Origin of the sequence: Streptomyces sp. P6-2-1, assembly GCF_050613165.1 — a bacterium.
Lineage (GTDB): Bacteria > Actinomycetota > Actinomycetes > Streptomycetales > Streptomycetaceae > Streptomyces.
In genome coordinates, this window is the sequence record NZ_CP192513.1 from 3,103,144 (window position 1) to 3,117,540 (window position 14,397).

Below are 14,397 nucleotides of genomic sequence, written 5' to 3' on the forward strand. Positions count from 1 at the left end.
CAGCGCCGGGCACGGCGAGGGCGAGACGAGCGAAGGCACGACGGGGGAGGGAGAGGACCCGCTCGGCTGGGGGGCGAAGGCGCGGGGTGGAGGCGGGGAGGACCCGCTCGGCTGGGGGGTGCGGTGAGGGGCCTCGTTCGGCTGGGGGGTGGGGTGACGGGGGCGTGGCGGACCGGGGGGCGGGGGTAGCGAGGTGGGGGGCCGGGGGCTTGGGAGGGGCGAGAGGGGGCGCCGTGGGGGCGAGGCTCGCGAGGGCGGCAGTCGCGGGGCGGTCGTTCGCGGCCGGGGGCTCGGCCGAGGGGGCGGGGGTGGCGAGGCGCGGCGCCGTGGGGGTGGTCGGGAGCCCGGGAGGGGCGAGAGGGGGCGCCGTGGGGGCGAGGCTCGCGGGGGCGACAGTCGCGGGCCGGTCGTTCGCGGCCGGGGGCTCGGCCGAGAAGTCGGGGGTTCCGAGGCGGGGCGCCGTCTGGTGGGCACTCGCGGCGGCGGCCGGTGGCCGGCTGCTCGTGCGGGGGCCGATCGGGGGCCGGGGGGTGGACATCGTTGTGCCACCTCTCTGGGGCGGGGGACGGAGGGCGTGGGGCCGGATGCGGGGGCTTCCTGGGGCGGAGCGAATAGCGGTCGGACTGGTAGTACCAGTTGGGCCGAGCGAGAGGGAGGCTAGCAGGAGGTGCGGGCAGGGGGTAGGGGGCGGAAGGGATTGGCGAGAGGGGAGGGGCGGGGAGGGGAGGGGAGGCTTGCGGGTGACGAGGGGGAGGCGGGGAACGGGGGCCAGGGGCGGAGCCGGAGGGACAGGCGGGGGTGTCCCTGGGGCCAGGGGGCCATCCCGGCACGGGCGGGGAGCAGTAGTTCGGGGTGCGCGCCTGGAGGAGGCGGAGGGGTCCATCCCCGCACGCGCGGGGAGCAGGCGTAGCAGGTGCCCTCCCTGGCGGTGTGGGGGGGTCCATCCCCGCACGCGCGGGGAGCAGTGCCCCCAGGACTGCATGCTGCGGCAGAGGGCAGGTCCATCCCCGCACGCGCGGGGAGCAGGACGGAAATCGTCTGCCTGGGCACGGTGGGTGGGGTCCATCCCCGCACGCGCGGGGAGCAGGGACGGTGGAGTGGATGACACGGAGCATGGCAGGGTCCATCCCCGCACGCGCGGGGAGCAGGGCCTCCGTGACCGCGCCATGCTCCTCATCGGAGGTCCATCCCCGCACGCGCGGGGAGCAGCTACTGCCATCACTTGCCCCCGCCGTAGCCGAGGGTCCATCCCCGCACGCGCGGGGAGCAGGGCCAGGACAGCGTGGGCGACAGCTCGATGACGGGTCCATCCCCGCACGCGCGGGGAGCAGCCGCTATAGCTGATCTTCGGGGCGGCGGTGATGGGTCCATCCCCGCACGCGCGGGGAGCAGTCACTGTCGTCAGGGAACAGCCAGGCCAGGGCGGGTCCATCCCCGCACGCGCGGGGAGCAGATCTGTGCCTGATGCCCGGATGCATGGCCCGCAGGTCCATCCCCGCACGCGCGGGGAGCAGTCGAAGGATGCCCGGCCCGAAACCAGCGGCGCAGGTCCATCCCCGCACGCGCGGGGAGCAGGACATCGTCACCGAGTGGGACACCGACACCACGGGTCCATCCCCGCACGCGCGGGGAGCAGCGCGGCCTCTGGAGTGGGGCGGTAAAGCCGACGGGTCCATCCCCGCACGCGCGGGGAGCAGTGCGCGAGCGCAACGTGGTCGTAGGCGCCGTAGGGTCCATCCCCGCACGCGCGGGGAGCAGTAGCCCTCTAGGAGCACCGTGCCCCGCTACCGGGGTCCATCCCCGCACGCGCGGGGAGCAGATGTGGAAGTCCTGCTCCACCGAGGCGCCGGTGGGTCCATCCCCGCACGCGCGGGGAGCAGCGGTAGATGCCGCAACAGATGCCGCAACAGGAGGGTCCATCCCCGCACGCGCGGGGAGCAGCTGACGTTCTCCAGCGAGGAGCTGTCCTTGCTGGGTCCATCCCCGCACGCGCGGGGAGCAGCCCGTCACCGTGTCGACGCCGAACGACGTGCGGGGTCCATCCCCGCACGCGCGGGGAGCAGTCTTTCTGACCTGCGGTTTCAGTTCCGCCCCAGGCGGCTTTCAGCAACAAGCGCGGATTCCGGCATTTCAGCCATAAACCCCATCCCTCCACACAGCCCCCACCTCCCACACTCCGCTCTGCCTACCCCGCCCCGCACCCCTCATCTCATCCCCGCCGCGCAGCCCCTCACCTCCGCCCCTCCCCCAACAACATCTCGATGTGCTGCTTCGCCATCACGTCCACCTGCACGTCCAGGTCCCGGCCGTACGTCCGCAGTCCCAACCGCAGGTGCGCCCGCATCCGTTCCACCGCCAGCTCCGGGTCGCGCCGCTCGATGGCCTCGAAGATCTCCGGGTGGTGCGGGACCCCCGGTTCCGCGATGCTCGGGTCCGAGTTCGACCGCAGCATCATCTCGAACATCATCCCGCTGATGGACGAAAGCATGATCCGCAGTACGGGATTCCCGGCCGCGACCGCGATCGCCTCGTGGAACTCCAGGTCCGCCCGCGCCTTGCTCACCGGTTCGTCGGCGGTCTCCAACGCGACGACGGCGGCCCGCATCACCGCGATGTCCTCCTCCGTCGCCAGCTCCGTCGCGAGACGGACCATCTCCGTCTCCAGGGGGAGCCGCGCCTCGATGAGCTGCCGCACGGTGGGCCGCCCGGCCCGGTAGAGCGCGTCGTAACCCCGCGCCTGCGCGGAATTCTGTTCCCGTACGAAGGAGCCCCGCCCCGGCGCCACCTCGATGAGCTGCTGCGCCTCAAGCCGCCGCAGCACCTCCCGTACGACATTCCGGCTCGCCCCGAACCGTACGGAAAGTTCCCGCTCGGAGGGCAGCTTGTCCCCCGGCTCGTACTCCCCCGTGCGAATCCCGTGCTCAAGTTCGCGGGCGATGCGCTCGGTGAGGAGCCCGCGCCGCGCGGGCTCGGGGGTGCTGGTGGACATGCGGTGGAGCATAGCGGGACGGCCTGCGAAGGCAGCGGCCCGCGCGGTGCACCTCCGGTAGTACGCGGCCACACGGCCGGTGCCGCCGTAGCGCGACGGTACGTACCCGGTCGGCGCCCCACCGCCCGCCCCCCGGATCGAGCCGCCCCGGCTCGACGAGCGGCTCCCGCTCCTCACCGACCTGCCACGCGAGCCGCGTACCGACCCCCCTGCGCCCGCGCAACCCGACAGCCTTCGGCAACCCAGACGCTGGGACGACCACGCGAGTGGAAGGGCGCAGGGAGTGAGACGAAGACCCCGTCGTCCCGGCACCACCCAATCCGCTATCCGGGCAACGCGGCCACGAGCGACCGAGGTCGTCGATGGCGACCCCGAAGGCACCCGCGTCGAAGGGCAGTTCGACTTCGCCGTCACGGAGACCGAACCGGCCCGCGCCGAGCGAACCGCCTCTGAGTCGTACGTCCCGAGCCCGTACCGCCGCACGTACGCGCTCCCGGGAGGACCGCAGGCAGGGAACGTCGCCGGGGGCCGTTCCCCGGCTGCGTGTCGGTGGACACGTACGGATGTTCACCGGGTACGAGCAAAAAGGTGCCACCGTGCGACCGCGCCAGCGAGGCCCCCAGACCCGGAGCGCGACGGCGCCCCGCTCGCCCCGCAGCACCTCCCCGGACGCGAGCCACGCGGGCCCGTCCGCCGCGACGCCCGCCACCTCGGCCCCGAACGGACACCGCACGCCGGTCCGCGCGACGGAAGAGACGAGGGAGCCGACGGAGGTACGGCTTCGACGAGCCCGTCGGACGGTACGTGAGGACCGCTGACCACGGCGTCACCGAGGAGGCATTCGCAGGTAACGGACGAGGTGACCGTCTAAACCGAACTCCCGATCCATGCAGCCGACTTCAGTGACCGGATGACCCACCCCGCATCGGCGACCGGCGAAAGCCTCCCGGACCGCCGGAAGCCCCCAGCCCGAGCGCGACATACCGCCGACCCCGACTCCCGTACGAATAAGCTGAGTTCAGGGACCCGGACAACCGCCCCACCAGCACGGGAGCCTGCCCGCCACCCCCGGGGTTTCGTCCGCCGCCCACCGGACCACCACCACAACCCCCGCCCCAAGCCCAGACACCCCAGACGGATGAACAAGAGAGGCGCCCGACGGCCGACCCCGACCCCGAGACCCCAACGGGAACACCAGAGGCGAACAACGCAGCACCCCGAGGACGGACAACCACTGAGGGGGCCACCCCACCCGGAGGAAACCGGAGCTACGCCTCCCCGACGACGGACCCCAAGGCGCAATCCCGCCAGGGCCAACCCAAGCCGCAGCACCGACCCAGCACGACGCGGTGATCTCGTCGACGCTCCGGTCGAGAAGTTGACAAACCGGGAACCACGCCCGCGAGTGGTGGGGTGGGGGACGCGGGGGGCCACCCCGCACACGCGGGGAGCACTACATGGGGTGCAACACCCTCACGATGCAGGCGGGACCACCCCCGCACGCGCGGGGAGCACGTACTCGCTGTAGTAGCCCGCGATCTCGGCCCGGGACCACCCCCGCACGCGCGGGGAGCACGGCTGGGGCTCCGTCCGGGACGCGTCGTCGGTGTCGGTATCGGGGGACCACCCCCGCACGCGCGGGGAGCACTGCATCCGGGCCTCGGCCTGGCGCTCGGGGCTGGGACCACCCCCGCACGCGCGGGGAGCACTTGTTCGTTGACGACTGTGTCGGCTACGAGCAGGGACCACCCCCGCACGCGCGGGGAGCACGCAATCGCGTAGGGCAATCGTTCGGCGCCGCTGGGACCACCCCCGCACGCGCGGGGAGCACCGCCGACGACGACGGAGAGCGCGCCGAGGGCAGGGACCACCCCCGCACGCGCGGGGAGCACTCTTCCCGACCTGCGGATTCCGCGTCACGGCGGCGTTGTTTCAGCAAGGAACAACGAGTCCGACCTTTCGGACATATCGGCACGGTGAGCGGTCTCCGCGAGTCGCCCGCAGCCTAGCCCCCGTCGCGCCTCCTCGTCGCCCACCCGGCCTCAGCCGTCGCCAACACAGCCCCCGCGTCACCCCACCCACTCACACCTCCCGCTTCCTCCGCCGACAGCGGCACCGCCCCGGCGCGACCTCCTCCCGGGTCACCACCACGTACCGCGTCTCCGCGACCCGGTAACTCGCGTGCCCTGTGGCTCGGTTGCGCTCCAGGCACCACCCCCGCACCGAGTCCGCGTTCACACCCTCCGGCGAGTACGTCCCGCACATCAGGCACCAGCTCCGTACGTGGACGCCCGGGACCGCCGTGTCTTCACAGAGGAGGCGTTCGGCGTCACGGGCGAGGGGGGCGCACGGCCCAGCCCCCCCTCCCACTGGTGAATACGTTCGAGATGTCCGGCTCCAGGGAGAGCAGTGCCCACACCGTCCTGCCGACCACCTCGTCCCGCACGCCCCAAATCGAGAACGCCAAGTCCGGCATCCGCCTCGTGGACCTGCGAACCCTGCTCGACGCTTACGGCCTGACGGACCCACCGGGCCTGCGCAGATCGAGCAGCTCGCCAAGGACGCCCGGAAGAAGGGGTGGTGGACGCAGTACGCGGGCAGCGTCACCCCGTCGTACGCGGCGTACATAGCGGTGGAATGGGACGCCGTCGAGATGTACGACGTGGAACCCGTCCTCATCCCCGGACTCCTCCAGACACCGGCGTACACAAGAGCCCTGGCCCGAATCCACTTCCCCGGAGCGGACGAAGAGCGCACCGACATGCAGGCAACGGTTCGGCAGGACCGTCGCAAGGTACTCACGCGAGCCGACCCGTTGCAGCTTTGGGTCGTCGTGTGCGAATCGGCTCTCTACCACGAGGTCGGAGGCATCGACGTGATGCGTGAGCAGCTTGAGTCGCTGCTCACTGACAGCGACCTGCCCAAGGTCGAGTTGCAAATCCTGCCGAAGGAAAGCCCTATGAACGCGGCCCTCGTCGGGCCGTTCGTCATCATGAGTTTCGCACCGTCCTCCGCCGAGGATCTCGTCCACGGGGAGCTGGACAACGGCACGGTCCACTACGCGGAGCCGGGCGATGCGGAGCGCTTCGCGGCACTCTTCCGCCGCCTCAACATGGCCGCGCTCGACCCTTCGACGTCGCGGGCTCTCATCCGAAGAGTCCTGAAGGAAACGGCAGCCGAGTGAACCACCAGCATGTCGATCTGCAACAAGCACCCGTGTGGATCAAGTCCTCCTGCTCCGCCCCGAAGGCAACTGCGTCGAGGTGGCCACGGTCTGGAGTTCACTAGCCGTTCGCGACTCGAAGGACCCCGCCTCCCCGCACCTCGGATTCAGCCCGGCAGCGTGGCACCGCTTCCTCGACAGCGCACGCGTCTGACCTCGCCTCGTACGCGCCGCCCGAGCCACCCCAGAACTCGTCGCGGGTCCGCGTGCGTTCGGGCTGCGACTTGTTCACAACCTCCACAGCACGGTGCGGCTGACACCTGGCCTGGGCCCGTACGCATTCCGTACACCGCAAACCCGAAGTCGGGCTCGTGGCGAACGGAGGCAACCGGGTACCGGGGGCCATCCCTGCGCATGCGGGGAGCAGGCGGCGAGGCGGTTGAGGAGCTGCTGGGCGGCGGGACCATCCCCGCCCGTGCGGGGAGCAGACGGGTGCTGTCGCCGGGCCCGTCACGCCAGGGGGACCATCCCCGCCCGTGCGGGGAGCAGCGGTGACCCTGGCGGACGGTCGCGTCGTTGAGGGGACCATCCCCGCCCGTGCGGGGAGCAGGCTCGGTCATTCGCTCGTTCGAGTGAACGCGTGGGACCATCCCCGCCCGTGCGGGGAGCAGGCAGAACCCGGGCGGCGTCTGCCGTGAGGCTCGGGACCATCCCCGCCCGTGCGGGGAGCAGGAGTGGGCGCTCGACAGCGGAGGGTTCACGGAGGGACCATCCCCGCCCGTGCGGGGAGCAGACTGTCTGAGCAGCGCTTTTGTCTCCGAGGCAGTGCCCATTCAGCAAGAAGTGGAGAGTCCGACCTTTCGGGCAAGGCGGTTTGGCACGCAGGGGCCTGCGGACCGCCCGTAGCCTAGTGCCCGCCCCCTCACGTGACCACGCCACCCGCAGCGCGGCGCCCAGCCCCACGTGATCGCGCGGCCCGCGCCCAAGCGCCCGTTCCCGCGTCACCGCGCCACCCGCAGTCGGCATGGCCCCCGCTCGCGCCGGCACGCGGCAGGTCGTGTCCGGGGCGCCGAGACCGTCGGCCCCACGGCGCGGGCCGCGCATTCACCGTACCGTGGGCGCCACCGCCGGGCCCGAGCCCCGGACCCGCCCCGGAATCCCGGCACATGGGGGGCGCTCGGTGCGCATGATCGGGAGCACGGCGGCGCAGTGGCCGGGGTACGCGGGTGCGGTGGGCTCCGGTGCGCGCCTCGCAGAGCCCTGGGCGCGCCCCCCGTACCGTACGGCCCTGCGGGTATTCCCCGGGCGAAGGCCGTACGGCCGAGGCGGGAACCGCAGCGGAGCGGGTCCGCCACCCCTCGCCACCGAACGCCACCACCGCGCCGCCCGAAATCCCGTCCTCGCGAGGGTGAACGACGCTTCCCCCCGCGCGCCGCGCCGTCAAGCCCCACTACCGTGCTCACGCCGCGCCGCCCCTCCCAACGGAGCACCCCATGCACGACACCGCCCCCGTCGACGACCGTCTCAGCACTCCCACCGGCACCCGCATCAAGCGGCTGCGGCAGGAGCGGCATCTCACGCAGAAGGCCCTCGCCGACCTCGCCGGGCTCTCGTACTCGACCGTCACGAAGACGGAGAAGTCGCTCATCCCGCTCACGCCGCACGTCACCGCGTGCATCGCGCGGGCACTGCGGGTCGATGTCGCGGCGATCACCGGGCAGCCGTACTACACCGAACTGCGGCAGGACGAACTCGACGTGCTCATCCGGCCGATCCGCGAGGCGCTCGATGTGTACGACCTCGGGGCGGACCCGGACGTGCACCCGCGTCCCTACGAGCAACTCGACGCCGAGACGGAGGAGTTGCTGGGGCTCGTGCGGGCCGGGGAGATCAAGCGGGTCGCGGGGCGCGTCGCCGGGCTCGTGCAGGAGGTGACGACGCTCGCTCATCGCATCGGCTCGACGGAGGGCTGGTCGCTGCTCGCCCGTACGTACCGGACCGCCTACGACGTCAGTTCGAAGCTCGGCTTCGGCGACCTCGCCGCGCTCTCGCTCGCCCGCATGGACTGGGCCGCTCAGCGCGCGAGCAGCGCCGTCGTCAGCTCCATGCACCGCTACATGCGCGCGCTCACCTACCTCCGCGAGGGCCAGTACCGCACCGGGGAGCGCCTCATGGGGCTCGGGCTCCGCACCCTCGAACAGGCGGAGCCGGGACGCGAACGCGAGGTCGTGACAGGGCAGTTGCACCTTGGCTCCGCCGTCATGGCGGGGCGTGCGCGCGACGCCGAAGCCGCGGGGGCGCACCTGGACGAGGCCGAGCGCATCGCGCGCGGGACGGGGGAGGCGACGCGCGTGCACTGGCTCTCCTTCGGCCCCACGAACGTCGCCGTGCACCGCGTCTCGGTCGCCGCCGAACTCGACGACTACGGGCGCGCCGCGCGCGACGGCGTACGGATCACCTTCCCCGCGGACTGGCCCGCCTCGCGCCGCAGCCACCACTACGCCGAACTCGCGCGCGCCCAGGTGTGGACCGGTGACCTCTCGGGCGCCTTCACACATCTCCTCGCCGCGCGCAAGGCCGCGCCACAGCAGGCGCGTTATCACGCGACGGTGCGGGAGACGTACGCGGCGCTGGAAGCGGCGAAGCGGCAGCTGCCTGACTCGTTCCTGTCGTACGGCTCGTGGCTGGGTGCCTGACGACGCCCGCCACGCTCCGCCTCGCCCCGCCTCGCCCCGTTCCACCCCCGCTCCGTTCCGTTCCGTTCCGTAAAACCGTGGCCCGGACTGTCAGTAAACAACTGACAGTCCGGGCCTTGCGCTTGTCCCACCATGTCATGACGAGGACGCGTATCGACATGGAGCCCGCCATGAGGACGACACAGGGTGACAACACCGCACTTCCCCACCCCGCCACTCTCACCCCCGACCAGGTCCGCGGCGCCCACTGCGTGTGGTGCGGCTCCCCGCTCCGCGCCGAAACCGTCGTGGACCTCGGCCAGCGCCAGGACCCCCGCGCCACGCACATCGCGACGTGGTGGCCGCGCGCGTGCGGGGAGTGCGGGGAGCGGGAGGCGGAGGGACGGGGGTGAGGGCGAGGGTGAGGGTGAGGGTGAGGGCGGGAGGCGCGGGCGGTGGGGCGCGTGCCGTGGGGTACGGGCCAGGGGCACCCGTACACGCCCGCCGCATCCGTAGGCGCCCAGCCGCGCCCGTACGCGGCCCGCCCCGCACCCGTACACGCCCGCCGCACCCGTACACGGCCCGCCGCGCCCAGCCGCGCCCAGCCGCGCCCGTCCGCACCCGTACACCCCCGCCGCACCCGTCCCCTCCCCGCCGCCCGCCCCCGCTCCCGGCCGCCCGCGCCCGCGCCGCGCCCGCCCACCCCGCCCCATCACCCCCCACGCGACTTTGCCGGTTCTTTACAACCCGCCTCACCCTCCCCCCGTCTCTGTTGCCGTCCGCGCGACACCGCGCGGCTCGCCACCCCCCAGAGACGAAGGACCCGCATCTTGCGCCGCAGTTCATTCCTCGCCGCCGCCGTACTCGCCGCCGCCCTCACGACCGCCGCCTCGCCCGCCTTCGCGGACGGGGCCGCGCCGAAGCAGTCCCCCAGCGCCGCCGCGAAGCCCGCGCCGGCGTCCGCCAGCGACAGCGGCGCCTCGGCCGAGCCGACGCCCCCGCCGAGCGCCGTCCCGTCCGAGCCCTCCTCCGAAGCCCCGTCCGCCGCCCCGGCCGAGGCTGCCCCCGCCGAGGCCACCCCCGTCCCCTCCGCCGCGCCCGCCTCCGGGCAGGTCGGCACCGTTCCCGCCGGCGCCCCCGACACGGGCTCCGGCTCCGGCACGACCGGCGGCGACAACACCGCCCTCATCGGCGGGGTCGCCTCCGCGTCCGTCCTGCTCGCCGGTGGCGTCGTGGTGCTGCGCCGCCGCCGTCAGGGCGCGGGGGCGTGAGGCACCGGCGCCCCGGGTTGCTCGTGGCCGGGCTCGCGCTGGTGTCGCTCCTCGGCACCGGCTGCGGGCCCGGCCCGGCCCGTACGGAGGACACGGGCGGCGCGGGGGCGGCGGCGGGCACGGCCCGTGCCACCGCCCCGCCGACCCCGTCCCGTACCACCACGGCGCCGCGGCCCGGCCCCTCCCGCACGTCCCCCGCCGCCGCGCGCCCCACCCGGCTCCTCGTGCCCGCCGCCGGTGTGGACACCTCGCTCACGCCGCTCGGCCTCGCGCCGGACCGGACGATCGAGGTGCCGCCGCTCGTCGCGCACGATGTCGCCGGCTGGTACACGTACGGGCCGCCGCCCGGCGAGCGCGGGCCTGCCGTCGTGCTCGGGCACGTGACGACGGGGCCGCACAGGGACGGCGTGTTCCGGCGGCTCGGGCGCGTGCGGCCCGGGGACCGGGTGGTCGTACGGCGGGCGGACGGGGCCTCGGTGCGTTTCGTCGTGGACCGGGTGCGTACGGTGGACAAGAGCGAGTTCCCGACGCAGGAGGTGTACGGGGACGTGCCGGGCGCGGAACTGCGGCTCATCACCTGTGGCGGACAACGGAGTGCGGCCGGTTACTCGGCCAACGTCATCGTCTTCGCGCACCGCGCGGGAGCCTCGTGAGGCGCCGCGAGCGGGAGGCCGCCGAGCTGTTCGCCGTGCTCTACCCCCGGCTCGCGGGGTGGGTACGGCGGCTCGTCGACGACGACGGAACGGCCCACGAGGTCGCCTCGGAGGCGTTCACCCGCCTCTGGGCGCGCTGGAGTTCGGTCGACGAGCCGCGCGGCTTCCTGTACGTGACGGCAGCCAATCTCGTACGGGACCACTGGCGCGCCCTCGACCGCGAACGCACCGCCGTGCGCCGGGCCGGCACCGAGACGGCACTCCGCGAGCCGGAACAACTCCCCGATCCCACCGTGCGGTTGCTCGTCCAGTCGCTGCCCGAGCGGTTGCGCGTGCCGATCCTGCTCCACTACTACGCCGATATGCCGGTCCGCGAGGTCGCCGCGTTCACCGGACGCAAGGAGGGCACAGTGAAGGCCGATCTGCACGCCGCCCGCGAACTGCTCCGGGCTCACCTGAGGAGGACCGTTGACCACCCGGTTCGATGACGAGGACCCGGCGGACGACCCGCTCTTCGTCCTCCTGCGCGGCGACGAGGACCCGGCTCATCTCGCCGCCCCTGCCGGGCAGTTCGCGACGGTACGCCGCCGGGCGCGCCGCCGCAGAGCGGTCCGTACGGGAGCGGGCGCGGCGCTCGCGACGGCGGCGGCCTGCGCCGCCCTGTTCGCCCTGCCGCCGCACACGGCCGACCGGCAGGAACAGGACCAGCTCCCCCTCGGTCCTGGCCCCTCGGCGAGCGGCGCCCCGGCCACGACGGGCGACCCGAGCGGGTCGAGCCACTCGCCGGAGCAGACCCCCGCGCCCGTTCCCTCGGGCCCCACGACCGTGCCTGCCGAACCGCCGAGCGGCCCGGCGGCGGAGCCGAGCGAGCCGGGTGCGCGGCCGACCCCGGAGGAGACGTCGAACGGACCGGAATCCGCGCCGTCGGCGAGAGTGGGCTCGACGCCGAGCGGGGGGTGAGGGGCAAGAGGTGAGGGGCGGTGGTTGAGGGCGGAGGCGGAGGGCGGAGGCCGAGGGCGGTGGTTGAGGGCGGGGACCGGGGCGCCCTGGGGGACGGCCCGGTCAGGCACGGCGCGGCTCCCTGCCTCTGCTCTTCCCCCGCCCTGCCCCTGCCCCCGCCCCTGCCCGTACGGCCACGGCTCCGCCGAGCGCCACGCCTCGCTCCCCGTCGACTCCCGACCGGTCTTCACGGCGGCGGCTGCCCCCGTTCGGGCACGGGCCCGCGCACCGGACGCCGCCCCATCCCTCAGGAGCGACAACCTGACGGTCTCGGGCGGCATGGGCGCCCACGGCGCGTGCGGCCTGAGCGGGGGTACGGGGGGAGGGGGCAGCACAGCCTCGGAGTCGGGCGGGGCCGCGCAGCCCGTCCCGCCGGCCGGTTCAGGGGAGCCGGTAGACGTGCGGGAGCGCGAGACCCGGCAGGGTGCCGGGGAAGGCGATGTCGATGACGTGCGCCGAGGGCGTGAAGAGCCGTCCCAACGTGGCGAGTTGGTCGCGCTCGTGCCACTCCCAGCGGGTGAAGAGGTGGGGTTCGGTGACGAGTGGGGTGCCGTGCCAGGCGGTGGCGCGCACGGCGGCGGTGACACGGCGGAGGCCCGCGCTGTCGTCGTGGAGAAGGGCGAGGAGGCGGGTCGCCGTCGCGGTGAGCCCCGTCTCCTCGGCGAGTTCGCGCACAGCGGCCTCGGTCACGGACTCCCCGGCGTCCACCTTCCCGCCCGGCAGACTCCACATCCCCTGCACCGAACGCCCCAGCAGCACCCGCCCGTTGGGGTCCGTGACCACGACCCCCGCCCCGAGCACCGCCTGTGCGACGGGCTCCCGGGCCATCTCGGCGGCGGAGTACGAGCCACCGGGCCGACGCAGCACCAGCGCGGCCAGGCCGTCCACGTCGTACCGCTCCACCTCGTCGAACGCGTCGGCCAGCACGCGAAGTTCGTCCTCGCCGAGAGCCACGCCCCGCTGCGAGTCCGGCGTACGCCCCGGTACGGGGCTGAGCACGACGAGCGCGCCGTCCGGGCGCAGGAGCGCCCCCAACTCCCTTACGACGCGCGCCCGGTCGGCCCAAGAGGCGGCAGCCACCCGGACCGTCACCAGCGCGTAGCTCCCGTGCTCGCCCGCTCGCTCCCGCTCCACGTCGCACACCCGCACCGTCACCGCCTTCCCGCACCGCTCCCGCGCGCGTGCGACAGCCCCCTCGGCGAAATCGACCGCTTCGGTGGCGTAGCCGAGCCGCCCGTGCAGGTAGTCGGCCAACTCCCCTGCCCCGCAGCAGACATCAAGGGCCCGCCCGCCCCCGACGTCGGCCGCGACCTGCCGCAGCAGCGCCTTCTCCTCGTCCCCGAGCCGACGGAAGTCCTTCCCGGCTTCGTAGGAGGCGGTCCAGCGGGCGGGAGGAACGGGGGCAGGAGCGGAAGAAGGTGTGGTCATGGGGGAATTGTGCTCCCCGCCGGACGGGATCGGCAGGGGGCGCAGGGCACGGGCGGAGGGGCGCCCGCAGGCCCGGGCGGGGGGGGGCGCCTGCGGGCACGGGCGCGCAAGGCACCCGCGGACACGGACGCGCAAGGCACCCGCGGGCACGGGCGCGGGGCGTGCGGGAGCGGGAGCCGCGCCCGCCGCTCAGAAGGTCCCGAAATACCGGTCCCGCCACGTGGGCCGTTCGCTCAGGCACCGGACCTGCCCCCTGTACGCCTCCTCCACCAGTTCCTCCGGCACGACCACGTACCCCAGCCCGCCGAGCACCCCCGCCACCGCCCGCAGGTCCGCCGGGTCGAGTGCCCCCGACCGCCGTGCGTCCTCCGTGCCGCAGTAGGCGCCCGGGTTGTCCGCGCACACGAGCGCGAGCCGCCCGAAGGCGCTCAGGCAGAGCACGATCCGCTCGCCCGCGCGCGTCGCCGCGGCGGGGACGGTGACGCGGCCGAACGCGCTGGAGTCCTGCTCGTCCAGGTCGGCCGCGCAGGACGTGCCGAAGGCGGAACCGAGCCGCTCGGCGAGGAGCCGCGCCCTGTACGCTTCCGCGTTCGTATCGAAGCCGCGCGGGCGTTCCACGTGCTCCGGGTCGTCGAGCGCGCGCAACAGGGCCTTCACCGACGCGTGCCTACGGGTCCGGCCTCGCCCACCGCGTCGAACCCCCGCAGGAGTTCCCTCCCCTCCGTCCACTCGCCCACGCCACTGGCCGTGTCGAGGTGTCCACGAGGCCCCACGTCACGCCACCGGGCGCCCCAACCCGCCGCGATCTCGGCGGACTTCCCCGCCGTGCGGTACGGGTCGTCCGTGCTCGCGACGACCAGCGCCCGGCACGGCAGCGGCTCGGCACGCAGGAGGAGGAAACCGGGGGCGGCCTGGGCCGGGAAGGCGGGGCCGTGCGGGTCGGGCGCGGCGACGAGGAAGGCGGTGGCCCCTTCGGGCCGCGCCCGCCGCAGCCACTCGGCTACCGCCCAGCACCCCGGACCGTGCGCCACGAGCACGACCGGGCCCCGCCCCGCCACGGCCTCGTACGCCTTCCCGACGGCCGCCCCCCCAGTCCGCCCCGGGTCCGGCGTCTGCCACGAGCCGGGCGCGATCCGCACCGCGTCCGCACCCCGCTCCGCCTCCCGCAGGCTCTGCCAGTGCGCCTCGTCCGAGCCGTCGATCCCCGGCACCACCACGT

12 protein-coding genes and 3 CRISPR repeat arrays are annotated in these 14,397 nt (G+C 74.1%); of the genes, 8 read left to right on the forward strand and 4 right to left on the reverse strand.

From position 1 onward, the window contains the following. Window positions 1-814 precede the first annotated feature (814 nt). A CRISPR array of direct repeats spans window positions 815-2,063; the repeat unit is 29 nt; unit sequence GGGTCCATCCCCGCACGCGCGGGGAGCAG. A gap of 167 nt (window positions 2,064-2,230) precedes the next feature. Then, window positions 2,231-3,001 (reverse strand): FadR/GntR family transcriptional regulator, encoded by a 771-nt coding sequence (locus ACQYWQ_RS13345; protein WP_431034740.1) that lies wholly within the window; start codon window positions 2,999-3,001, stop codon window positions 2,231-2,233. Between the two features lie 1,413 nt (window positions 3,002-4,414). Beyond that, window positions 4,415-4,881: direct repeats of the CRISPR family, unit length 29 nt; unit sequence GGGACCACCCCCGCACGCGCGGGGAGCAC. 740 nt (window positions 4,882-5,621) lie between these two features. Between ACQYWQ_RS13345 and ACQYWQ_RS13350 the strand changes: the two genes are divergently transcribed. From ACQYWQ_RS13350 to ACQYWQ_RS13385, 8 genes are all read left to right on the forward strand, one after another. Then, a complete protein-coding gene (locus ACQYWQ_RS13350; protein WP_431034742.1) occupies window positions 5,622-6,173 on the forward strand; it encodes a DUF5753 domain-containing protein in 552 nt (183 codons plus the stop codon). Window positions 6,174-6,207: 34 nt separating this feature from the next. Continuing rightward, window positions 6,208-6,366: a DUF397 domain-containing protein gene (locus ACQYWQ_RS13355; RefSeq protein ID WP_431034744.1), complete on the forward strand. Its 159-nt coding sequence runs from the start codon at window positions 6,208-6,210 to the stop codon at window positions 6,364-6,366. A 184-nt stretch (window positions 6,367-6,550) separates the two neighbouring features. Continuing rightward, window positions 6,551-6,945: a CRISPR direct-repeat array (repeat unit 29 nt; unit sequence GGGACCATCCCCGCCCGTGCGGGGAGCAG). Window positions 6,946-7,645: 700 nt separating this feature from the next. Next, window positions 7,646-8,848, forward strand: coding sequence for a helix-turn-helix domain-containing protein (locus tag ACQYWQ_RS13360; RefSeq protein WP_431034746.1), 1,203 nt, complete (start codon window positions 7,646-7,648; stop codon window positions 8,846-8,848). A gap of 170 nt (window positions 8,849-9,018) precedes the next feature. Next, window positions 9,019-9,240, forward strand: a complete 222-nt coding sequence (locus tag ACQYWQ_RS13365; RefSeq protein ID WP_431034748.1) for a hypothetical protein — start codon at window positions 9,019-9,021, stop codon at window positions 9,238-9,240. A 417-nt stretch (window positions 9,241-9,657) separates the two neighbouring features. Continuing rightward, the gene (locus ACQYWQ_RS13370; protein WP_431034750.1) at window positions 9,658-10,098 is read left to right on the forward strand and encodes a sortase-dependent protein; all 441 of its coding nucleotides are present in this window, start codon (window positions 9,658-9,660) and stop codon (window positions 10,096-10,098) included. Between the two features lie 17 nt (window positions 10,099-10,115). Continuing rightward, a complete protein-coding gene (locus ACQYWQ_RS13375; protein ID WP_431039176.1) occupies window positions 10,116-10,751 on the forward strand; it encodes a class F sortase in 636 nt (211 codons plus the stop codon). Beyond that, window positions 10,748-11,239, forward strand: coding sequence for an RNA polymerase sigma factor (locus ACQYWQ_RS13380; RefSeq protein ID WP_431034752.1), 492 nt, complete (start codon window positions 10,748-10,750; stop codon window positions 11,237-11,239). The genes ACQYWQ_RS13375 and ACQYWQ_RS13380 overlap by 4 nt, the downstream gene beginning before the upstream one ends. Then, window positions 11,220-11,711 (forward strand): hypothetical protein, encoded by a 492-nt coding sequence (locus ACQYWQ_RS13385; protein WP_431034754.1) that lies wholly within the window; start codon window positions 11,220-11,222, stop codon window positions 11,709-11,711. The genes ACQYWQ_RS13380 and ACQYWQ_RS13385 overlap by 20 nt, the downstream gene beginning before the upstream one ends. A gap of 420 nt (window positions 11,712-12,131) precedes the next feature. Here the strand turns inward: ACQYWQ_RS13385 and ACQYWQ_RS13390 are convergent, their stop codons facing one another. The 3 genes from ACQYWQ_RS13390 to ACQYWQ_RS13400 all read right to left on the reverse strand — a co-directional run bounded on the left by ACQYWQ_RS13390 (window position 12,132) and on the right by ACQYWQ_RS13400 (window position 14,395). After that, a complete protein-coding gene (locus ACQYWQ_RS13390; protein ID WP_431034756.1) occupies window positions 12,132-13,178 on the reverse strand; it encodes a bifunctional class I SAM-dependent methyltransferase/NUDIX hydrolase in 1,047 nt (348 codons plus the stop codon). 189 nt (window positions 13,179-13,367) lie between these two features. Beyond that, complete coding sequence (locus ACQYWQ_RS13395) at window positions 13,368-13,835, reverse strand: hypothetical protein (protein ID WP_431034758.1); 468 nt, start codon at window positions 13,833-13,835, stop codon at window positions 13,368-13,370. Beyond that, a complete protein-coding gene (locus ACQYWQ_RS13400; protein ID WP_431034760.1) occupies window positions 13,832-14,395 on the reverse strand; it encodes an RBBP9/YdeN family alpha/beta hydrolase in 564 nt (187 codons plus the stop codon). The genes ACQYWQ_RS13395 and ACQYWQ_RS13400 overlap by 4 nt, the downstream gene beginning before the upstream one ends. Window positions 14,396-14,397: the final 2 nt, after the last annotated feature.

Excerpts from the sequence above, each read along its gene's own strand:
- ACQYWQ_RS13345 (WP_431034740.1), bottom strand. The coding sequence starts at position 3,001 with ATGCTCCACCGCATGTCCACCAGCACCCCCGAGCCCGCGCGGCGCGGG.
- ACQYWQ_RS13360 (WP_431034746.1), top strand. The coding sequence starts at position 7,646 with ATGCACGACACCGCCCCCGTCGACGACCGTCTCAGCACTCCCACCGGC.
- ACQYWQ_RS13365 (WP_431034748.1), top strand. The coding sequence starts at position 9,019 with ATGAGGACGACACAGGGTGACAACACCGCACTTCCCCACCCCGCCACT.
- ACQYWQ_RS13390 (WP_431034756.1), bottom strand. The coding sequence starts at position 13,178 with ATGACCACACCTTCTTCCGCTCCTGCCCCCGTTCCTCCCGCCCGCTGG.